This window comes from Thioclava arctica (genome assembly GCF_040892615.1).
GTDB classification, from domain to species: Bacteria; Pseudomonadota; Alphaproteobacteria; order Rhodobacterales; family Rhodobacteraceae; genus Thioclava; species Thioclava arctica.
On the sequence record NZ_JBFRYC010000001.1, the window covers coordinates 87,483 to 106,666 of the forward strand.

Here is a 19,184-nt window from a genome sequence, read left to right on the forward strand (position 1 = left end):
ATGTTCGCGTTTCGTTCATCTTGGTGGGATGATGCTGCAGACACCCCTTTCCGATCTTGCGCCGGGTCAGGTTCTGGCCCGGGGAATGGCGCGCGCTTTGGCCGATCTGCGCTATGACAGCCTGCCCGAGATGAAACTGCGCCCCCGCCTGCGCGCCGATCTGATGGCGCTGGGCCATAAGGGCGAAATCTGGATCGTCGAGTGCAAATCAAGCCGCGCAGATTTTCGCGCCGACAAGAAATGGCAGGGCTATCTTGAGTGGTGTGATCGCTATTTCTGGGCGGTCGATGGCGATTTCCCGACCGATCTGTTGCCCGAGGGCACAGGGCTGTTCATCGCCGATGGCTATGGCGGCGAGATGATCCGCGAGGCGCCGTTTCACAAACTCGCCCCCGCCCGGCGTCGCGTCATCACGCTGGATTTTGCCCGTGCCAGCGCAAGGCGATTGCAGCGCTTGTGCGATCCGGGGATCGGCATGCTTTAGCGCTTGCCGGGTTTGCCCTTGCTGTTCATCTCGCGCGCAGCTTGCGCGGCGGCTTGCAGTTCTTCGGCGATTTCATCGGCCTCGTCGGGGTCGAAATCCAGTGGCAATTCAATGCCATCGGCCTCAACATACAGCCGTACCATCCCCAATGAGGTCGGCCCGATCTGAATATTGGCGGCGATGTCGCTTTCTTTGTCGATGCCCATGCGGATTCTCCTCGTCTGCGGAACGGAAAGCTCAGGTAACGCTGTGTGCGCCGTCCCGCAAGCCCTGCGTCCAATTTCCTGTCAAAGCGGGCTTGCATTCCGCGCGCGCCCGGTCTATCCCCGCCGCCAGTGCCGCCTTAGCTCAGTTGGTTAGAGCGCTGGATTGTGGATCCAGAGGTCCCCCGTTCAAGCCGGGGAGGCGGTACCATCTCTCTCTTGCCTGATATGTTCCCCCGCGCGCTTGTAATCGGGCGGCGGCTGGCTGGTTTGCGTCTGCGCCAAACCGGGATGCGCACGCCAAACAGGCCGGGCCATGTGGGACCTAATGTCACAGATGACAAAAAAGTGACGATTTGAGGGAACGCGTTCTATACATCGGCGTTCGACGAACAGAGCATTCAGAATAGATACTTGTCTGGGACACCGTTTGTTAACGATTTGCGTGCACATTGAGGGCGCAAAAGTTCAACAATAGGCTTCCGGGGCGGTAAAAACAGGACAGGCTTTGACAGTGACGTGCCAAAAAGACACCGCGAATGACTGCGGGCGCTGCAAAGTGCTGATCGCCGAGGATGAGGCGGTCGTGGCCCTTGATCTGCAATTGATGTTTGAAGATTTTGGAGCGCTCGTTCTTGGCCCCTGTGCCACCTTGCGCGCGGCCATGTCCCAGATCGCCCAAGAGCTGCCCGACGCGGCGGTGCTTGATGTGATGCTCGCAGATGGGGAGGTTTATGCTTTGGCCGATCGGCTGCGCGATGCGGGGGTAAGGCTGGTGTTTCATTCTGGTCATGCCAATCCGGACGAATTGCTCGAACGCTACCCGGGGGCTGTGATTTGCCCCAAACCCGCACATCCCGCCGAGATCGAGGCCAAGCTGAAAGCGCTGATGCAGGCACCTGCGCTCTCTCAGGCCCACGTCGATGGGTCGCGCCTGCAGGCCTAGGGGGGATTCGCCTCAAGGTGATCGATAAAGGCGCGCATCGCCCGGCTGATATGGTGATCGCGATGGCGCAGCGCGTAAAAGGCGCGCGGCGGCAACGTCACCCCCCAATCATGCAGCGCCCCCGTCGCCAGTGAGCGCGCGATGACATGGGCCGATAGAATCGTGAGCCCGGCGCCAGCCTCCACCGCACTCATCACCGCCTCGTTTGAGGGCAGGACAAGCGCCGCCTCGACCACGTCGGGCGGCACCCCCAACCCCGTCATCGCGGCCTGTGCGTTTGAGCGCGTGCCCGAGCCCGCTTCGCGCAGCACCCAAGGTTGCGCGGCAAGGCTCGTTTGGCGCACCGGCTGTTCGGGCGGCGGTTGCGCGCTCACAAGCCGCATCCGATCGGCCCCGACCTGACGGCGCACCAATTGCGCCTCGTCGATATGCCCCTCGACGAAGGCCAGATCATAGCCGCCCGCGCGCAGCTGCGCGCCCGCCTCCTCGCTATTGCCGATATCAAGCGTGAAGGTGATGCCGGGAAAGCGCACGCGAAACGCCGCAAGATGGGGGGGCAGCCAATAGCCCGCAATCGTCTGGCTTGCGATCATCCGGATATGGCCGCGCGCCAGCCCCCGGGTTTCGGCCAACGCGGCCTCGGCCTCGGCAATCTGGGCCAACACCGCGCGCGCTTCGGGCAGAAAGGCGCGCCCTTCTTGGGTCAAGGCAATCCCACGCCCGACCCGGTCAAACAGCTTGACCTCATGGCGATTTTCAAGCGCGGCAATCGCAGCCGACGCTGTCGATTGCGTTATGTTTAAGACCTGCGCGGCGCGGGTCATGTGCTCCATCTCGGCGACGGTGACAAAGACTCGGAGCTGTTCGGGGGTCATCGCGGCCTCATTGATCGAAAAACACGATCATAATAACAAAAACATTTTGTTTGAACAATGATTGGCGCGGCGCAATTAAGGTCTCACCAAGCAAGACACCTGTTTTGACAAAGGACCGCTCCGATGGCTCTCGAACTTTGCATGCCCCAAGCCCTGCGCCACCCCAATGCGCAGATACGCAAGCTGGCGCCCGGTGTCGTGCTGAGCGCGGGCGTCGGCGCATTGGCGGTGCTGGGGGGGCGGGCCGAGCACGTGCTTTTTGGCGCAGAGTGGCTGGAGCCGCTGGTGCTGGCGATCCTGTTTGGCGCAGTGCTGCGCACGCTTTGGGCGCCGGGGGCGCAGTTCAGCGCCGGCATCCGCTTTTCCGCCAAGACGGTGCTGGAAATCGCGATCGTGCTGCTCGGGGCCTCGGTGAGCGCGCAGACGTTGCTGGCGGTCGGGCCGGAGTTGCTGATCGGGGTTGTCGCGGTGGTGGCGCTTGTGGTGCCGGGGTCTTACCTTCTGGGGCGCGCCTTTGGGTTGCCTGCGCGGATGGCACTGCTGATTGCCTGTGGCAACGGGATTTGCGGCAATTCCGCGATTGCCGCTGTCGCCCCGGTGATTGAGGCCGATAGCGATGATGTCAGCGCCTCCATCGCGTTTACCGCAGTGTTGGGGGTAGCGGTCGTGCTCGGCCTGCCGTTTTTGGGCGCGGCGCTGCACATGCCCGCTTTTCACTACGGAATTCTTTCGGGTCTGACGGTCTATGCGGTGCCTCAGGTGCTGGCAGCAGCGGCGCCGATGGGGACGGCAGCGATCCAGATCGGCACGCTGGTAAAGCTGGTGCGCGTGCTGATGCTCGGGCCGATCACGGTGGTGCTGTCGCTGCTTGCGGCGGGCTTGCCGGCCGAAGGACGCCGGGTGCGTGATGCCTCGGATGTGGAGCAAGCGCCGGCGCGCAAAGGCTTTATGCCGCCGCTCTTTATCTTGGGCTTTCTGGCGATGATTGCGCTGCGCTCGTTCGGGGCGATCCCGCAGGTTGCACTCGCGCCGATGGATCACGCCGCCTCGGTCTTTACGGTGATCGCGATGGCGGCGCTGGGGCTGGGGGTGGATGCGCGTGCGGTGGCAGCGGCGGGGCCGCGGGTGATTGCGACGGTGACACTGTCGCTGGTGCTGTTGGTGGTGCTGGGGCTGGGTCTGCTGCTGTTGATCGGTGGCTGAGGCCAAATGAAAACCGCGCGCCGTAAATGACGGGCGCGCGGTTCCTGTTTCAAGCGAACTCCAGTGCTCAGGCCTGCGCGACCTCCCACATGCCTTGCGCTTTCACCTTCTCATAGGTCTCATCCAGCGCCTTGCGCGCGCGTTCGATCAGAAGGTCGATTTCGCCGCGCGAGATCACCAGCGGCGGCGAGATGATCATGCGATCCCCGACATGGCGCATCACCAGGTTATTCGCAAAACAGCGCTCGCGGCAGATCAACCCGACGGTGCCCTCTTTGGCGGCAAATTTCGCGCGGCTCGCCTTGTCCGGCGTCAGCGCGATAGAGGCCATCATGCCCACGATCTTGGCCTCGCCCACCATCGGATGATTGGTCAGCGCCTCCCATTTCGCCTTCAAATAAGGGCCGGTATCGGCGCGCACCGTGTCGATGATCTTCTCGTCTTCCAGAATGCGCAGGTTTTCCAGCGCAACGGCTGCGGCAACCGGATGGGCGGAATAGGTGTAGCCATGGGCGAACTCGTCGCTATTGATCACGCTGGCGACCTCATCAGAGACCATCGAGCCGCCAATCGGGAGATAGCCCGAGGAGAGGCCCTTGGCGATGGTCATTATGTCAGGGCGCAGATCAAAGGTCTGGCTGCCAAACCAATTCCCGGTGCGCCCAAAGCCGCAGATCACCTCGTCGGCGATGAACAGGATGCCATATTTATCAAGGATACGGCGGATTTCGGGCCAGTAGCTGTCGGGGGGAATGATCACGCCGCCCGCGCCCTGCACGGGTTCGGCGATAAAGGCGGCGACCTTATCTTCGCCGATTTCGAGGATCTTTTCCTCAAGCTCGCGGGCGCGCATCAGACCGAACTCCTCGGGGGTCATATCGCCGCCCTCAGACCACCAGTCGGGCTGGTTGATATGCACGATGCCCGGAATCGGCAGGCCACCCTGCTTGTGCATCCCCTTCATGCCACCAAGGCTGGCCGCCCCCATCGTCGAGCCGTGATAGCCATTCCAGCGCGAAATCACGACGGTCTTTTCCGGCTTGCCCTTGAGCGCCCAATAGACCCGCACCATGCGCAGGTTGGTGTCGTTGGAATCGGACCCCGAACCGTTGAAGAACACATGGTTCAGATCGCCCGGCACGATCTCGGCCAGCTTGGCGGCAAGATGAATCGCGGGCGGGTGGCTGGTTTGGAAGAATGTATTGTAGAACGACAGTTGGCGCATCTGGCGCGCGGCCACCTCGGCCATTTCTTCGCGTCCGTAGCCGATATTGACACACCACAGCCCGGCCATCCCGTCGAGGATTTCGATGCCGTTGCTATCGGTCAGATAGACCCCTTGCGCACGCGTGATGATGCGTGCGCCCTTGGCGTTCAACTCATCGCCATCGGTGAAAGGATGCATGTGGTGGGCGGCGTCTAGCGCTTGCAGTTCGGCGGTGGGCAGATGATTTTCCGACATGAGGGCATCCTTTGGTAGGGGTGGGGGCAGGCGGGCGCGGGCGACTCGCCACCGCGCTTGCCTGCAATCTGCGTTCACATAATATGATCAAATTTGCGAGGTCAAGAAACCTTGAGCGCGCCGGGTGCGATAGTGCCATTGGGATTGAGTAAAACGGCGCGGATATTATCCATGCCCTGCGCGATATCCTGCGCGATCGCTTGTGCCGCTGCATCGCTATCGCCTGCACGCAGCGCGGCGATCGTTTCCTGGTGCTTGTCGGGCAGATGCTGGGTGCCAAAGCGGCCGCAAATCACGCGCAGCGAGGGCGAAGATCGCAGCCAGAAACTGTTCACCGCCGATAGCAAGATATCCGATTGCGCGGCGCGATAGAGGGTCATGTGAAAGCGGTAGTTCATTTGCAGATAGCTTTTCACATCGCCCCGCTCGATCGCGACATCCAACGTCGTGTCGATCGTGCAAAGCTCGGAAATCAACGAAGCTGTTACGTTTTTCGACGCCATTCGGACCAATTCCGGCTCCAGCGCGACGCGCGCAAAGCGTAGCTCGTCGATCTGGGGCAGGGTCAGCACGGGCACCGAGACCCGTCGATTGCCCTGAAAGTGCAATGCCCCTTCCGAAGTCAGCCGCCGGATCGCCTCACGCACCGGGGTGGTGGAACCGCCCAGAACTTCCGCGAGACCTTGAATGGTGACTGGCTGACCGGGCGCAAGATCGCCGCACAGAATCATATTGCGCAATGCGCTGTAGATGTTCAGATGAGCAGGACGCTTTTCCACCTCGATACTGGTCACCTGTCATCCTCGCCTTTTCCGATTGCCCGAATTCGCATCATGTTCCTTGAAAAAACGGGACACCACCGGGCAAGAATGGAACATGATGTAGAAAGATACTTGATTTGATCAAATAATACCGCAAGGCTGTCATGTAAAGAACAACCAACAGGGAATGAAAATGTTCAAATCGCTCCTACCGGCCGCTCTTCTTGCAGTTTGCGCCACTGCTGTCAGCGCTGAAGAAGTGCACGTTTACAACTGGTCCGACTATATCGACGAGTCGCTGCTGAAGAAGTTCGAAGACGAGACCGGCATCAAGCTGATCTATGACGTGTTTGATTCCAACGAGGTGCTGGAAACCAAACTGCTGTCGGGCAATTCGGGCTATGATGTCGTTGTGCCCACCGGCTCGTTCATCGAGCGCCAGATTCAGGCGGGCGTGTTCCAAAAGCTCGACTATTCCAAGCTGCCCAATGCGAAATACCTTTGGGACAAGATCAAAGATCGCACCGCGCAATATGACCCCGGCAACGCCTATTCGATCAACTATATGTGGGGCACGACCGGGCTTGGCATCAATGTCGACAAGGTCAAAGCCGCGCTGGGCGACGATGCGCCGGTTGACAGCCTTGCATTGATTTTCGATCCCAAGAACATCGAAAAGCTGCAGAAATGCGGCGTGATGATGCTGGATGCTCCGACCGAGATGATCCCGGCCGCGCTGCGTTATCTGGGCGAAGATCCGAACTCCAAAGATCCGGCGGTGATCGCCAAGGCCGAGCCCGTGCTAGAGGCTGTCCGCCCCTATGTGCAGAAATTCAACAGCTCGGAATATATCAACTCGCTCGCCAATGGCGATATCTGCGTGGCCTTCGGCTGGTCGGGTGACATTCTACAGGCGCGTGATCGCGCTGATGAGGCCGATAACGGTGTTCATATCGCCTATCACATCCCCAAAGAGGGGGCGCTGATGTGGTTTGACCAGATGGCGATCCCGGCCGATGCGCCCAATCCGGAAGGCGCGCTGAAGTTCCTCAACTTCATCATGGACCCGAAAAACGTTGCCGCCGCGTCGAACTATGTGAACTACGCCAACGGCAATCTGGAATCGCAGAAATATCTGGATAAATCCGTTCTGGACGATCAGGCGATCTACCCGGACGCGGCGACAATGGACAATCTCTACACGGTCACGGCCTATCCGCCGAAAGTGCAGCGGATCGTGACGCGTCTGTGGACCAAGATCAAATCGGGCACCTGATTTGAAGTGATGACCATCCGCGCCGGGGCAACTCCCGGCGCGGTTTTCGTTTCCCTTTAAGACTTCGAGGCACGTATGGCGCAGGCAAAGCCGCAAATCGTTTTTGACCCTTGGAACGACCCAAAGGCCAAGCCGCTGATCCAATGTCGCTCGATCACCAAACGGTTCGGCGATTTCACCGCCATCGATAATATCGATCTCAATATCTACGAAAAAGAATTCTTCGCGCTGCTTGGCCCTTCAGGCTGTGGCAAGACGACCCTGATGCGCATGCTGGCCGGGTTCGAAACGCCTACCGAGGGCAAGATCACCATCGACGGACAGGATGTGGCGCAAGTGCCGCCCAACAAGCGCGCCGTGAACATGATGTTCCAAAGCTACGCGCTGTTTCCCCATCTCTCGGTCTGGGAAAATATCGCCTTCGGTCTGAAACGCGAAGGGGCTTCCAAAGAGCGTATCGAGGAACGTGTCGCCGAGATGCTGCGCCTCACCCGGCTCGAGAAATTCGCGCGCCGCAAGCCGCACCAGATTTCGGGCGGGCAACGTCAGCGGGTGGCGCTGGCGCGGTCCTTGGCCAAGGCCCCCAAGCTGTTGCTTCTGGATGAGCCGCTGGGCGCGCTGGACAAAAAGCTGCGTCAGGATACTCAGTTTGAGCTGATGGATATTCAGGAACGCACCGGCACGACCTTTGTGATTGTCACCCATGATCAGGAAGAGGCGATGACCGTCGCCTCACGCGTCGCGGTGATGAATGCGGGCGTGATCATGCAAATCGCGACCCCTGCCGATATTTATGAACAGCCAAATTCGGTCTATGTCGCGGATTTCATTGGCGATGTGAATATCATCGAGGGCAATGCCTCGGTCGATAAAAGCGGTCCCGAAGGCGCGGTGAGTATCGCCTATGCCGAGGGCCAAGACCCGGTGCATGCGGTTGCCACCACCCCGGTGACCGAGGGCGCGCGAGTGTTTTACGCAATCCGCCCCGAGAAGATCACCGTCAGTCATAAGCCAGATCCCGACCGCGCCAACCACGCCTTCGGCAAGATCATCGACATCGCGTATCTGGGCAATATCTCGACCTATCGGGTGGAACTGGCTAGCGGCAAGGTGATCTCGGCGACGATGACCAATGCGCGCAGACTTGAGCGGCGCGCATTTACCTGGGAGGACGAGGTCTGGCTAAGCTGGACGCGCACCGCTGGCATCGTGTTGACGAATTAAGGGAGGGAACGGGATGAATCTGCGTCGCATCATGCTGATCGCCGTGCCCTATCTGTGGCTGGTGGCGCTGTTTCTGGTGCCCTTCCTGATCGTGGTGAAAATCTCGCTTTCGACCACGGCGATCGCGATCCCGCCCTATTCGCCGACATTTGATCTGGCGCAGGGCTGGGCGGGGTTCAAAGATTTCCTCAGCCAGCTCAGCTTTGATAATTTCACCTTCCTCACGCAGGACGATCTGTATTGGAAAGCCTATCTGTCGAGCCTGCAAATCGCGGCGCTTTCGACGCTGTTCACCCTGATCGTCGCCTATCCGATCGCCTATGGCATGGCGCGCGTGCCCGATGAATGGCGCCCGACACTGCTGATGCTGATCATTCTGCCGTTCTGGACCTCGTTCTTGATCCGCGTTTATGCGTGGATGGGAATTTTGGCCGATGAGGGGCTGCTCAACCAGTTTCTGATGTGGCTTGGGGTGATTTCCAAACCCCTGCACATCATGAACACGCCCAAGGCGGTCTATATCGGCATCGTTTATACCTATCTGCCCTTTATGATCCTGCCGATCTATGCCGCGCTGGATAAAATGGATGAATCGCTCAATGAGGCGGCGATCGATCTGGGGGCCTCGCGGCTGTCGGCCTTTTGGTTGGTGACGCTGCCGATGTCGCGCCCCGGCGTGATTGCGGGCTGCTTTCTCGTCTTCATCCCGGCACTTGGCGAATATGTGATCCCGCAGCTTCTGGGCGGGTCGAAAACGCTGATGATCGGCAAGGTTCTGTGGGATGAGTTCTTCTCGAACCGCGACTGGCCCGTGGCCTCGGCCGTGGCGGTGGTGCTGCTGGTGATCTTGATCGTGCCCATCGTCCTGTTCCAGCGCAATCAGCAAAAGCAGCAGGAGGCAGAGTCATGAACAAACGCCTGAGTTGGTTCAACGTCACCTCGCTATCGCTTGGCTTTGCATTCCTCTATTTGCCGATGCTGATCTTGATTTTCTACAGTTTTAACGCTTCGAAACTGGTGACGGTCTGGGCCGGATTTTCGACGAAATGGTATGTCGCGCTGATGCATGATCAGCCCTTCCTTGATGCGGCTTGGGTGACGCTCAAGGTGGCGGTCAGTTCCTCGACGCTGGCCACGGTGCTGGGCACGATGGCGGCGATCACGCTGGTGCGCGCGGGGCGGTTTCCGGGGCGCACGCTGTTTTCAGGCATGATCTATGCGCCCCTCGTGATGCCCGATGTGATTACCGGTCTGTCGCTGCTGTTGCTGTTCATCGCTATCGGGTTGGATCGCGGTATTTTCACGATCATGCTGGCGCATACCACGTTCTCGATGTGCTATGTTTCGGTCGTGGTGTCGTCGCGGTTGCTAACCTTTGATCGCTCGCTTGAAGAGGCCTCGATGGATCTGGGGGCTTCGTCCTTCACCACGTTCCGGCTGGTGACGCTGCCCATCATTCTGCCCGCCGTGGTGTCGGGTTGGTTGCTGGCCTTCACGCTGTCGCTTGATGATCTGGTGATCGCGTCCTTCACCACCGGCCCGTCCTCGACCACCTTGCCAATCAAGATATTCTCAGCGGTGCGCCTTGGCGTCTCGCCCGAGATCAACGCGCTTTCGACGCTGATGATCACGGTGGTGGCGGTCGGTGTGGTTGGGGCGTCGCTGGTGTCCAAACGCGCGATCCTCAAGCAGCAACGCGAAGAGCAAGAGGGCGAACGGGTGTGAGCGAGCCGTCAATCGCGGGGCGGATCTATGAACCCGCAGCCTATGCGGCCAAGTCGCTTGAGGGCTGCTTTTGGGTGCAAACCGCGCCAGACCCCGCGCAATATCCGCGTTTTGAAGGGGAAAGCAGCGTCGAGTTCGCCGTGATCGGTGCAGGCTTTACCGGGCTGTCAGCGGCGCTGCGGCTGTCTGAGGCGGGCGCAGAGGTCGCCGTTCTCGATGCCCACCCGCCGGGCTGGGGCGCGTCGGGGCGCAATGGCGGGTTTTGCTGTATCGGCGGGGCCAAGGCCAGCAGCGCGCAGATCCGAACCCGCTACGGCGCGGCTGAGGCCGCCAAGTTTCATGCCGCCGAACGCGCCGCGATTGAGCAGGTCTCAGATCGCATCGCGACGCTTGGCCTATCGGTAGATCGCCATTCCGAAGGCGAATTGCAACTCGCCCATAGCCCGAAGGTGTTTGCGCAGATGCGCGCCGAGGCCGCGCAAATCAGCGCGACTTACGGTGTTCAAGCCGATCTGATCGGGCCCGGCGATCTGGCGAGTCTGGGGTTGAACGCGCAAGGAATGCATGGCGGCTTGCGTCTTGATCTGGGTTTCGCGCTCAACCCGCGCAAATATGCGTTGGGGCTGGCGCGGGCAGTGCAAGATCGCGGCGGGCGTATCCATGCCGACAGTGCGGTGCACTCGATTACGCGCGAGGGAGAGTTTCATGTGCTACACACCGCGCATGGCCGCTTGCGCGCGCGTCATCTGCTGATGGCGACCAACGGCTATTCCTCGGATACGTTGCCGCGCTGGATGCGGTCGCGGTACCTGCCGCTGCAATCCTCGGTGATCGTGACGCGCCCGCTCAGCGAGAATGAGATCGCCGCGCAGGGCTGGTCGAGCGATCTGATGGCTTATGATTCCCGCAACCTGCTGCATTATTTCCGCTTGATGCCAGATCGCCGGATGCTGTTCGGGATGCGCGGTGCGGTGCGCTGGAGCGATGCCAGCCAGCGTGCCCATCGCACCGCCACGCGCGCCCATTTTGATGCGATGTTTCCCGCATGGCAGGGCGTTGAGACGTCGCATTTCTGGTCGGGCCTTGTTTGTCTGGCGCGCGATCTGGTGCCGTTTGTGGGGGCGCTGGGGCAGGGCGAACGCGTTTACGGCGCCTTTGCCTATCACGGCAATGGCGTGGCGATGGGCTCGTGGAGCGGCGATCAGATGGCGCGGCTTGCGCTGGGCCAGCCGACCGATCTGCCGAACTTCTTTCAGCGCAGCCCGCAGCGGTTTGAACTTGGCCCCTTGCGCCGCCTGTCGCTGCCACTGGCGCTGCTGCATTATCGCATCCAGGATGCGCTCAGCTGATATAGCGCCTGCCCGCGTCCTGTTGTTACCCATGCGCCTTGCTGCCTTGCCCGGCACACACCCGCCCCATAGATCAAGGCCACCGTCCCCGCTTCGCGATTGGTGATACCCGTGACAGTAGCGATCCTGACCTATCTGGCGCTTGCGCTTGTCGTCGCTATGGGCGCGCGTTGGCTGGTGCACCTAGCGCTTCTGCGCGGGTTGGCAGCGCCCCGGCTTGCCCATGACATCACCCCCGCCGATCTGGATTTGCCGCGCGAGACTGCGCAAGAGATCCGTCTGCCCGGACCGGGGGGGAAATCCCTGTTCGCGTGGCTGGTGATGCCCGCCACGCCCGGGCCTCATCCGGCGGTGCTGGTGATGCATGGCTGGGGGGCGAATGCGTCGATGATGCTGCAGATCGCGTCGCCGTTGCACGCGGCGGGCTATGCGGTGCTGTTTGTCGATGCGCGCTGTCATGGGCAAAGCGATGATGATCGCTTTACCTCGATGCCGCGCTTTGCCGAGGATATCGCCGCAGGGCTGGCCTATCTGCGCACCCGCCCCGAGATTGCCCCCGATGCCATCGCCTTGCTGGGGCATTCGGTGGGGGCGGGGGCGGTGTTGCTGCATGCCGCGCGCAAGGATGATGTCTGCGCGGTGATCAGCCTGTCCGCCTTTGCCCATCCGCGCGAGGTGATGCGCGCTTGGATGGCGCAATATCACATCCCGTTTGCGGTGATCGGCCAATACGTCCTGCGCCATGTTGAGCGCGTGATTGGCGCGCGCTTTGATGAGATCGCGCCGATCAACACCGTGGCCCAAGTCCGCTGCCCATTGCTTTTGGTGCATGGGCGTGACGACACCACCGTGGCGTTTGCCGACGCACTACGCCTGCAAGCGGCCCAGCCTGCCGCGCAGCTTTTGGCCGTTCCGGGCGATCATGATCTGCGTGAAACTCTGCGTCCCCATTCGGGCGAGTTGGTGGCGTTTCTCGACCGCGCCTGTAAACCCGCGTGGAACAAACGCTTGGGCTGAGGTCGCTTGTAATAAGAAACGGCGCGGGGCAGGGGTGCCGCGCGCCGCTTTGAGTTTCTCTCACCTGTGCGGGTGGGGGGGCTTAGGCCGCCAGATCGAAGCGATCCGCCATCATCACCTTGTTCCACGCCGCCACAAAGTCGCGCACGAATTTCTCGGCGCTGTCGTCTTGGGCATAGACCTCGGCATAGGCGCGCAGGATCGCGTTCGACCCGAAGACCAGATCAATGCGGCTTGCGGTCCACTTCACCGCGCCGGTCTTGCGATCGCGGATCTCATAGCTGCCGTCCGAAACCGGATGCCAGCTATTGTCCATATCGGTCAGGTTGACGAAGAAATCGGTCGTCAGCTGGCCTTTGCGATCCGTAAACACGCCGTGATCGCTGCTGCCGTGATTGGTGCCCAGCACCCGCATACCGCCCACCAGCACCGTCATTTCCGGCGCAGTGAGGCCCATGAGTTGCGCGCGATCCAGCATCATCTCTTCGGGGCTGACAATGTAGTCCTTCTTGAGCCAGTTGCGGAACCCATCGGCCAGCGGTTCGAGCGCGTCGAAGCTGTCAGCGTCGGTCATCTCATCGGTGGCGTCACCGCGACCGGGCGTGAAGGGCACGGCGATGTCAAAGCCTGCGGCCTTGATCGCTTGCTCCAGCCCGACATTGCCTGCCAGCACGATCACATCCGCCAGCGAGGCCCCGGCCTGCGCCGCAATCGGCTCCAGCACGGCCAGAACCTTGGCCAGACGCGCGGGCTCATTGCCCTCCCAGTCTTTTTGCGGTGCCAGACGGATGCGCGCGCCATTGGCACCGCCCCGCATATCCGAACCGCGATAGGTGCGTGCGCTATCCCATGCGGTGGCGATCAGATCGGCCCCGCCCAGACCGCTGGCCGCGATCTTTGCCTTGACCGCGGCGACGTCCCAATCGGTCGCACCTGCCGGGACCGGATCTTGCCAGATCAGATCTTCCGAGGGCACCCATGGCCCGATGTAGCGCGCCTTCGGCCCCATGTCGCGGTGAGTGAGCTTGAACCAAGCGCGCGCGAACGTGTCCTTGAAATACGCGGGATCGGCCATGAATTTTTGGCAAATCGCGTTGTAGATCGGGTCCACTTTCATCGCCATATCGGCATCGGACATCATCGGCATCCGGCGCTGAGTCGGGTCCGTGGCGTCGACCGGCATGTCGGCTTCGGCGATGTTGACGGGCTTCCACTGCTTGGCACCTGCGGGGCTTTGCGTGAGTTCCCATTCATGCCCGAACAGCATGTCGAAATAGCCCATGTCGAATTCCAGCGGGTTGGTGGTCCACGCCCCTTCCGGGCCGCCGGTGATGGCGTTGCTCGCTTTGCCCCCCATCTCGGGGTTGAACCAGCCCAGACCTTGCTGAGCGACATCCGCCGCCTCGGGCTCTGGCCCCAGCTTGCTCGCATCGCCATTGCCGTGGCATTTGCCGACCGTATGCCCGCCCGCTGTCAGCGCCACGGTTTCCTCATCATTCATCGCCATGCGCAAGAAGGTCTCGCGCACTTGCGCGGCCGTCTTCATCGGGTCGGGCACGCCGTTCACGCCTTCGGGGTTCACATAGATCAGACCCATCTGCACCGCGGCCAAGGGGTTTTCCATCGTCGCAGGCGCATCCACATCCTCATAGCGTTCGTCCGAGGGCGCGAGCCATTCCTTTTCGGCACCCCAATAGGTGTCGGTCTCGGGATGCCAGATGTCTTGACGACCAAAGCCAAAGCCAAAGGTCTTGAGCCCGAGGCTTTCATAGGCCTCATTGCCTGCGAAGATGATCAGATCGGCCCAGCTGATCTTGTGGCCGTATTTCTTTTTGAGCGGCCACAAAAGGCGGCGCGCCTTATCAAGGCTTGCGTTATCGGGCCACGAATTGAGCGGCGCAAATCGCTGGTTGCCAGTACCCGCGCCACCACGCCCGTCGGCCAGTCGATACGACCCCGCCGCGTGCCACGCCAGACGGATCATCAACCCGCCGTAATGGCCCCAATCCGCGGGCCACCACTCCTGACTGTCGGTGAAAAGCGCGTGCATGTCTTTCTTGAGCGCGTCGTAATCAAGCGTTTCCACCGACTCGGCGTAGTTGAATTCGCGCCCCAGCGGGTCGGTCTTGGTGTCATGCTGGTGCAAAATGTCGAGGTTGAGCGACTTGGGCCACCAATCCATCACGCCCGTGCCCGTTTCGGTGTTCGAGCCATGCATCACAGGACATTTGCCCGCCGTGTTCACATCATTTCCGTCCATAATCGTGCTCCATTTGCAAAGATGCCGGGCATGCTGGCGGTCCTTTTGCTCCCCACTGAAACTCTGACGGGGGCGGCCAAAACCGCTGGGGCGTGCCAAGATTCTGCTTGGAATGTAGCAGTGTTTGTCATTAAGAAAATTTAGATTTACTAATTGTTGAGATAACGTGAGCTTATGGCACCCCTGACGATGAAGCATTTGCGCTACTTTGAGGCGCTCGCGTGCCATGGCCATTTCGGTCGCGCGGCAGAGTCCTGCGCCATCTCGCAGCCCGCGCTTTCGGTGCAGATCAAGGAGTTGGAGGAGATTCTTGGAGCCCCCCTTGTGGAACGTGGGGCGCGCCAGATCCGGCTGACAAGCCTTGGCGCGGCGCTGGCGGATCGGGCCCGCGCGATTTTGCGCTCGGTCGATGAATTGGCAGAATTGGCGCGCGTGGCGCATGGCCCGCTCAGCGGGCGGCTGCGCATCGGCGTGATTCCCACCATTGCACCCTATCTGCTGCCCGATGTGATCCGCGCCTTGGGCGCGCGCTATCGCGATCTTGATATCCACCCGCGCGAGGCGATCACGCAGACCTTGATCCGCGACCTCAGCGAGGGGCGCATGGATATTGCTATCGTCGCCTTGCCGGTCTCCGAGATCACCTTGCACGAAGAGCCCTTGTTTGACGAGGAATTCGCGCTGGTGCGTGCGCGCGCAGATGCCGACAAACCGGTGCCCAGCCGCGAGGGGCTGCTGGAGATGCGGTTGCTCCTGCTTGAAGAGGGCCATTGTTTTCGCGATCAGGCCCTGTCCTTTTGCAAACCCTCGCGGCTGGGTCCGCAGGACTTGATGGAGGGCAGCTCGCTCAGCACGCTGGTGCAGATGGTCGGTGCGGGAATCGGGATTACCTTGATCCCCGAGATGGCGGTGCGCAACGAGATGCGCGCGGCAGAGGTTTCAGTCGCGCGTCTGCCCGCGCCCCGTCCAAAGCGCACGATTGGCCTTGTTTGGCGCAAATCGAGCCCGATGGCCTCGCAATACGCCCAAATCGCGCATCATCTGCGCCAAGACCTCCCCGTGCCTGACCGGGCATGGGCGGCGCGCTCATTGGAGGACGATCTGACATGAAACTCGGTTTTATCGGCACTGGCACGATTGCAGCGGCGGTCGTCACCGGCCTCGCCCCAGAGCGCCATCAAATCACCGTGTCCGAACGCAGCCGAGCGCATGCGGCCCGCCTGACGCAGGCGTTCGATTGCGTCAGCGTTGCGGCCAATCAAGACGTCATAGATCGCAGCGATATCGTGTTTCTGGGCCTTCTTGCCGCCCACGCCCCCGCCGTTCTGGCGAATCTGCGGTTTCGCAAAGGCCAGCGGGTGATTTCGTTCATTGCCGAGATGCCTTTGGACGAGATCGCCGTACAGGTTGCCCCGGCAAAGGCCGCTGCGATCATGCTCCCCTTTCCAGCCATCGCACAGGGAGGATCGCCGATTTTGACCTTGGGCGATGTCGCCCTCGTGCGCGAGATATTCAGCCCCGCCAATCACGTCTTTGCGCTGCAAAGCGTCGGTGAACTGAATGCCTATCTTTGCGCCCAAGCCGTGCTGTCCCCCGCGCTCTTGATGATCGCAGCGACTGCAGATTGGTTGGAACATCAGGGGGTTGAACGCGCGCAGGGCGAATCCTTTTTGCGCGCGCTGATTGGCGCGAACTTGCAGGCGGGCCCCTGTCGCGAGACGCTTGAAGCGCTTTCCACTCCAGGGGGGTATAATCTGCGGCTGCGCCAATCCTTGGAACAGGCCGGGCTAGAGGAATCGCTGCGCCAAGGCTTAGATGCGCTGCGCAAATAGGACGGGCCGCGTCCGCTCCTCGGCCCAAAGCCGTTGTCTCAGGCCGATATGCATATCGAGCGCTTTTCTATCGAAATCCCCGGCCCTAGCGGCCTTGGCACTTTTGTCCCGCGTGCACCTAAAGCCGAAGCGCAGCGCAATCAGGCGTTCACGCGCCTTTTTCTGCTGAGGATGGTGGCGGTTTTTCGCGTGGATCGGTGGTGTCTTGGGGGTTGCGACGGTCGGTTTCATCGGCTCGGGCTGCAAATTCAAGCCCGCTGGGAGCGTGCTCTGCCCCCGAAAAAGCTCCAGCGTCCGGCGATCCAAATTCCGTAGTCAGCGCCCCGATCAGCGCGTCCCGAGATCGCGAAGTCAGGAAAGGGTCTGGCTGTTCTGAAGGAAGTTGGCTGGGATGGTAGGATTCGAACCTACGGTACACTGTACCAAAAACAGTTGCCTTACCACTTGGCTACATCCCAACTTGGCGCGGTTTCTAGCTAAGGAGTTGCGGCGCTGCAAGGGAAAAATCGTGCAAATTTCGATTGCGTGTGATCGCGGGCTCGGGCAAGTGGCTGGCATGGAAACCACTGATGTTGTCATTCTGGGTGCAGGGGCCGCAGGCCTTATGGCAGCGATCGAGGCGGGGCGGCGTGGGCGCCGTGTTATTGTGCTCGATCATGCGCGCGCGCCGGGCGAGAAGATTCGCATCTCGGGGGGCGGGCGGTGCAATTTCACCAACCGTGCTTTGACGCGGCAAAATGCTATGCAGCGGTTATTGTCGGCCAATCCGCGCTTCGCGCTCTCGGCGCTGTCGCGCTACACGCCCGATGATTTTATCGCCCGGATCGACGCGGCGGGAATCGCTTGGCATGAAAAGCATCTTGGTCAGCTGTTTTGTGATGGTAAGGCGACGCAGGTGGTCGATCTGCTGGTGCGCGATCTGCGCGCGGCGGGCGCAGAGTTGCGCTTGCAAGTGAGCGTCGAGGGCGTGAGTCGCACTGCCGATGGGTTCAGCGTCGCTACCAGTGCGGGGCCGATTGCGGCGCAATCGGTGATCGTCGCGACGGGCGGCAAGTCGATTCCCAAAATGGGCGCGACCGGCATCGGCTATCAGATCGCGCGCGATTTCGGACTGGGCCTGATCGAGACCCGCCCCGCGCTGGTGCCCCTGACCTTTGCCGAACAGGATTTGGCGCGTTCAGCGCCGCTGTCGGGCATCGCGCTGGAGGCGCGCGTCGGGCATGGCAAGATCGGCTTTGACGAGGCGCTTTTGTTCACCCATCGCGGTCTGTCTGGGCCTGCGATCCTGCAAATTTCCAGCTATTGGCGCGAAGGCGATGCGATCGAAGTCGACCTGATGCCGGGGCGCGATATTGCCGCCGATCTGGCCGAGCAGCGCGCCAGCACCGGGAAACAAGCGCTGCACAACGCGCTGGCGCGTCACATGCCAGACAAGCTGGCGCAGTATATCGTCGCCGATACCGGGCTGACGGGGCGTCTTGCCGATCAGCCCAACACCGCGCTGGCCAAGATCGCCGAGCGGGTGCATCGCTGGCAGGTGCGCCCCGTGGGCTCTGAGGGCTACCGCACCGCAGAGGTCACGCTGGGCGGCGTTGACACCACTGATCTGGATGCCAAAACCCTGCAGGCGCGCAGCGTCTCGGGGCTGTATTTCATCGGCGAAGTTGTGGATGTTACGGGCTGGCTTGGCGGGTATAATTTCCAATGGGCCTGGGCCTCGGGTTGGGCGGCGGGGCAGGTGGCCTAACGGCGCGTTGGAAGGAAAGAGGTATCATGATCACGATCACCCGCGAGTCGCCGCTGCACCCGGATTTGGCCACGCTACATGTGCGCCACCACGCAGCGATGCATGCCGATACGCCCCCTGAATCGATTCATATGATGCCACCCGAGGCGCTGGCCGCCCCCGCAATCGCGTTTTTCGTGATGCGCGAAGGATCGGCGGTGATCGGGATGGGCGCCTATAAACGCTTTGCTCCCGATCACGGCGAGATCAAGTCGATGCATGTTCTGGCCGAGACGCGCGGGCGCGGTCTTGCGCGGCAGATGCTTGACCATCTGATCGCGCAGGCCCGTGCTGACGGGATCACCCGCCTCAGCCTTGAAACCGGCACGCAACCTTCGTTTGAGGCCGCCCGCATCCTGTATCTGCGCGCAGGCTTTCAGGACTGCCCGCCGTTTGGCAGCTACCGCGAAGATCCGAATTCAGTCTACCTGACCCGCGCGATCTAAACTTGCACGCCCGCGCAATCTGTCGCATCTAGGCACTCTGCGGTCCCTTAGCTCAACTGGATAGAGCAGCTGACTTCTAATCAGCAGGTTGAGGGTTCGAGTCCTTCAGGGATCGCCATTTTATTGTTTTAAAACAATGCATTGTAGGACGCGCGCTGTTGGCTTTTTGTGCCGCATATTCGCGCCGGAAGCATGGCGGAAGCAACATGCACGGAATCATTTGTTGCCAAGCCGCAACGGTTGCCAGAGCAAGCGGTGGAGATTTGATCGAGCGCCCGACGTGAACGGCCCATTGCTGCCACTCGAGCCTCGCCGATGCTGCGCGGCGGCATTCG

At 61.1% G+C, this 19,184-nt stretch carries 19 protein-coding genes and 3 tRNA genes; 15 read left to right on the plus strand and 7 right to left on the minus strand.

Translation table 11 applies throughout. The annotated features are described in order from the left end of the window. Nucleotides 1–31: 31 nt before the first annotated feature. Nucleotides 32–484, plus strand: a complete 453-nt coding sequence (locus AB4874_RS00520; RefSeq protein WP_295533955.1) for an MmcB family DNA repair protein — start codon at nt 32–34, stop codon at nt 482–484. Here the strand turns inward: AB4874_RS00520 and AB4874_RS00525 are convergent. After that, nucleotides 481–690 carry a DUF6324 family protein gene (locus AB4874_RS00525; RefSeq protein WP_295533953.1) on the minus strand — a complete coding sequence of 70 codons (210 nt, stop codon included), beginning with the start codon at nt 688–690 and terminating at the stop codon, nt 481–483. The genes AB4874_RS00520 and AB4874_RS00525 overlap by 4 nt on opposite strands. A gap of 131 nt (nt 691–821) precedes the next feature. Here AB4874_RS00525 and AB4874_RS00530 point away from each other — a divergent pair. Next, nucleotides 822–898, plus strand: a tRNA-His gene (locus tag AB4874_RS00530). A gap of 303 nt (nt 899–1,201) precedes the next feature. Next, nucleotides 1,202–1,633: a response regulator gene (locus tag AB4874_RS00535; protein WP_368390857.1), complete on the plus strand. Its 432-nt coding sequence runs from the start codon at nt 1,202–1,204 to the stop codon at nt 1,631–1,633. Here the strand turns inward: AB4874_RS00535 and AB4874_RS00540 are convergent. Then, nucleotides 1,630–2,508, minus strand: coding sequence for a LysR family transcriptional regulator (locus tag AB4874_RS00540; protein WP_368390549.1), 879 nt, complete (start codon nt 2,506–2,508; stop codon nt 1,630–1,632). The genes AB4874_RS00535 and AB4874_RS00540 overlap by 4 nt on opposite strands. A gap of 123 nt (nt 2,509–2,631) precedes the next feature. Here AB4874_RS00540 and AB4874_RS00545 point away from each other — a divergent pair, with 123 nt between their 5' ends. Next, complete coding sequence (locus tag AB4874_RS00545) at nt 2,632–3,711, plus strand: YeiH family protein (RefSeq protein ID WP_368390550.1); 1,080 nt, start codon at nt 2,632–2,634, stop codon at nt 3,709–3,711. A 67-nt stretch (nt 3,712–3,778) separates the two neighbouring features. Here the strand turns inward: AB4874_RS00545 and AB4874_RS00550 are convergent, their stop codons facing one another. Together AB4874_RS00550 and AB4874_RS00555 are read right to left on the minus strand one after the other, a co-directional pair. Beyond that, nucleotides 3,779–5,173: an aspartate aminotransferase family protein gene (locus AB4874_RS00550; protein WP_368390551.1), complete on the minus strand. Its 1,395-nt coding sequence runs from the start codon at nt 5,171–5,173 to the stop codon at nt 3,779–3,781. Between the two features lie 101 nt (nt 5,174–5,274). Next, nucleotides 5,275–5,967 carry a GntR family transcriptional regulator gene (locus AB4874_RS00555; RefSeq protein ID WP_295533945.1) on the minus strand — a complete coding sequence of 231 codons (693 nt, stop codon included), beginning with the start codon at nt 5,965–5,967 and terminating at the stop codon, nt 5,275–5,277. Nucleotides 5,968–6,127: 160 nt separating this feature from the next. Between AB4874_RS00555 and AB4874_RS00560 the strand changes: the two genes are divergently transcribed. The 6 genes from AB4874_RS00560 (at nt 6,128) to AB4874_RS00585 (ending at nt 12,525) form a co-directional block, all read left to right on the plus strand. Continuing rightward, nucleotides 6,128–7,210, plus strand: a complete 1,083-nt coding sequence (locus AB4874_RS00560; protein ID WP_295533943.1) for a polyamine ABC transporter substrate-binding protein — start codon at nt 6,128–6,130, stop codon at nt 7,208–7,210. Between the two features lie 75 nt (nt 7,211–7,285). Beyond that, nucleotides 7,286–8,434 (plus strand): ABC transporter ATP-binding protein, encoded by a 1,149-nt coding sequence (locus tag AB4874_RS00565; protein WP_295533941.1) that lies wholly within the window; start codon nt 7,286–7,288, stop codon nt 8,432–8,434. 19 nt (nt 8,435–8,453) lie between these two features. Then, on the plus strand, nt 8,454–9,344 hold the full coding sequence (locus tag AB4874_RS00570) for an ABC transporter permease subunit (protein WP_295534047.1): 891 nt from the start codon (nt 8,454–8,456) through the stop codon (nt 9,342–9,344). Next, nucleotides 9,341–10,159 (plus strand): ABC transporter permease, encoded by an 819-nt coding sequence (locus AB4874_RS00575; RefSeq protein WP_295533939.1) that lies wholly within the window; start codon nt 9,341–9,343, stop codon nt 10,157–10,159. Before AB4874_RS00570 ends, AB4874_RS00575 begins: the two co-directional genes overlap by 4 nt. Continuing rightward, complete coding sequence (locus tag AB4874_RS00580; protein WP_368390552.1) at nt 10,156–11,508, plus strand: NAD(P)/FAD-dependent oxidoreductase; 1,353 nt, start codon at nt 10,156–10,158, stop codon at nt 11,506–11,508. The genes AB4874_RS00575 and AB4874_RS00580 overlap by 4 nt, the downstream gene beginning before the upstream one ends. A gap of 111 nt (nt 11,509–11,619) precedes the next feature. Beyond that, a complete protein-coding gene (locus AB4874_RS00585; RefSeq protein ID WP_368390553.1) occupies nt 11,620–12,525 on the plus strand; it encodes an alpha/beta hydrolase family protein in 906 nt (301 codons plus the stop codon). 82 nt (nt 12,526–12,607) lie between these two features. Here the strand turns inward: AB4874_RS00585 and katG are convergent, their stop codons facing one another. Then, the gene (gene katG, locus AB4874_RS00590; RefSeq protein WP_368390554.1) at nt 12,608–14,785 is read right to left on the minus strand and encodes a catalase/peroxidase HPI; all 2,178 of its coding nucleotides are present in this window, start codon (nt 14,783–14,785) and stop codon (nt 12,608–12,610) included. Nucleotides 14,786–14,959: 174 nt separating this feature from the next. On the opposite strand from katG, the gene AB4874_RS00595 reads away from it, so the two are divergent. Both AB4874_RS00595 and AB4874_RS00600 read left to right on the plus strand, forming a co-directional pair. Next, complete coding sequence (locus AB4874_RS00595) at nt 14,960–15,895, plus strand: LysR substrate-binding domain-containing protein (RefSeq protein ID WP_295533932.1); 936 nt, start codon at nt 14,960–14,962, stop codon at nt 15,893–15,895. Continuing rightward, complete coding sequence (locus AB4874_RS00600) at nt 15,892–16,617, plus strand: NAD(P)-binding domain-containing protein (protein WP_368390555.1); 726 nt, start codon at nt 15,892–15,894, stop codon at nt 16,615–16,617. Before AB4874_RS00595 ends, AB4874_RS00600 begins: the two co-directional genes overlap by 4 nt. Here AB4874_RS00600 and AB4874_RS00605 read toward each other — a convergent pair. Both AB4874_RS00605 and AB4874_RS00610 read right to left on the minus strand, forming a co-directional pair. Continuing rightward, nucleotides 16,597–16,848, minus strand: coding sequence for a hypothetical protein (locus AB4874_RS00605; RefSeq protein WP_368390556.1), 252 nt, complete (start codon nt 16,846–16,848; stop codon nt 16,597–16,599). The genes AB4874_RS00600 and AB4874_RS00605 overlap by 21 nt on opposite strands. A 152-nt stretch (nt 16,849–17,000) precedes the next feature. Next, nucleotides 17,001–17,075: transfer RNA gene (locus tag AB4874_RS00610), tRNA-Gln, on the minus strand. Between the two features lie 89 nt (nt 17,076–17,164). Between AB4874_RS00610 and AB4874_RS00615 the strand changes: the two genes are divergently transcribed. The 3 genes from AB4874_RS00615 to AB4874_RS00625 all read left to right on the plus strand — a co-directional run bounded on the left by AB4874_RS00615 (nt 17,165) and on the right by AB4874_RS00625 (nt 18,967). After that, a complete protein-coding gene (locus AB4874_RS00615) occupies nt 17,165–18,364 on the plus strand; it encodes a BaiN/RdsA family NAD(P)/FAD-dependent oxidoreductase (RefSeq protein ID WP_368390858.1) in 1,200 nt (399 codons plus the stop codon). 26 nt (nt 18,365–18,390) lie between these two features. Beyond that, the gene (locus AB4874_RS00620) at nt 18,391–18,849 is read left to right on the plus strand and encodes a GNAT family N-acetyltransferase (protein ID WP_368390557.1); all 459 of its coding nucleotides are present in this window, start codon (nt 18,391–18,393) and stop codon (nt 18,847–18,849) included. Nucleotides 18,850–18,890: 41 nt separating this feature from the next. After that, nucleotides 18,891–18,967, plus strand: a tRNA-Arg gene (locus AB4874_RS00625). Nucleotides 18,968–19,184 lie beyond the last annotated feature (217 nt).

Bases quoted from the DNA above. Each gene is read 5' to 3' on its own strand.
- AB4874_RS00595 (WP_295533932.1), top strand. From the start codon at position 14,960: ATGGCACCCCTGACGATGAAGCATTTGCGCTACTTTGAGGCGCTCGCG.
- AB4874_RS00575 (WP_295533939.1), top strand. From the start codon at position 9,341: ATGAACAAACGCCTGAGTTGGTTCAACGTCACCTCGCTATCGCTTGGC.
- AB4874_RS00600 (WP_368390555.1), top strand. From the start codon at position 15,892: ATGAAACTCGGTTTTATCGGCACTGGCACGATTGCAGCGGCGGTCGTC.
- AB4874_RS00545 (WP_368390550.1), top strand. From the start codon at position 2,632: ATGGCTCTCGAACTTTGCATGCCCCAAGCCCTGCGCCACCCCAATGCG.
- AB4874_RS00525 (WP_295533953.1), bottom strand. From the start codon at position 690: ATGGGCATCGACAAAGAAAGCGACATCGCCGCCAATATTCAGATCGGG.
- AB4874_RS00605 (WP_368390556.1), bottom strand. From the start codon at position 16,848: ATGAAACCGACCGTCGCAACCCCCAAGACACCACCGATCCACGCGAAA.
- AB4874_RS00565 (WP_295533941.1), top strand. From the start codon at position 7,286: ATGGCGCAGGCAAAGCCGCAAATCGTTTTTGACCCTTGGAACGACCCA.
- AB4874_RS00540 (WP_368390549.1), bottom strand. From the start codon at position 2,508: ATGACCCCCGAACAGCTCCGAGTCTTTGTCACCGTCGCCGAGATGGAG.
- AB4874_RS00550 (WP_368390551.1), bottom strand. From the start codon at position 5,173: ATGTCGGAAAATCATCTGCCCACCGCCGAACTGCAAGCGCTAGACGCC.
- AB4874_RS00520 (WP_295533955.1), top strand. From the start codon at position 32: ATGCTGCAGACACCCCTTTCCGATCTTGCGCCGGGTCAGGTTCTGGCC.
- AB4874_RS00560 (WP_295533943.1), top strand. From the start codon at position 6,128: ATGTTCAAATCGCTCCTACCGGCCGCTCTTCTTGCAGTTTGCGCCACT.
- AB4874_RS00620 (WP_368390557.1), top strand. From the start codon at position 18,391: ATGATCACGATCACCCGCGAGTCGCCGCTGCACCCGGATTTGGCCACG.
- katG (WP_368390554.1), bottom strand. From the start codon at position 14,785: ATGGACGGAAATGATGTGAACACGGCGGGCAAATGTCCTGTGATGCAT.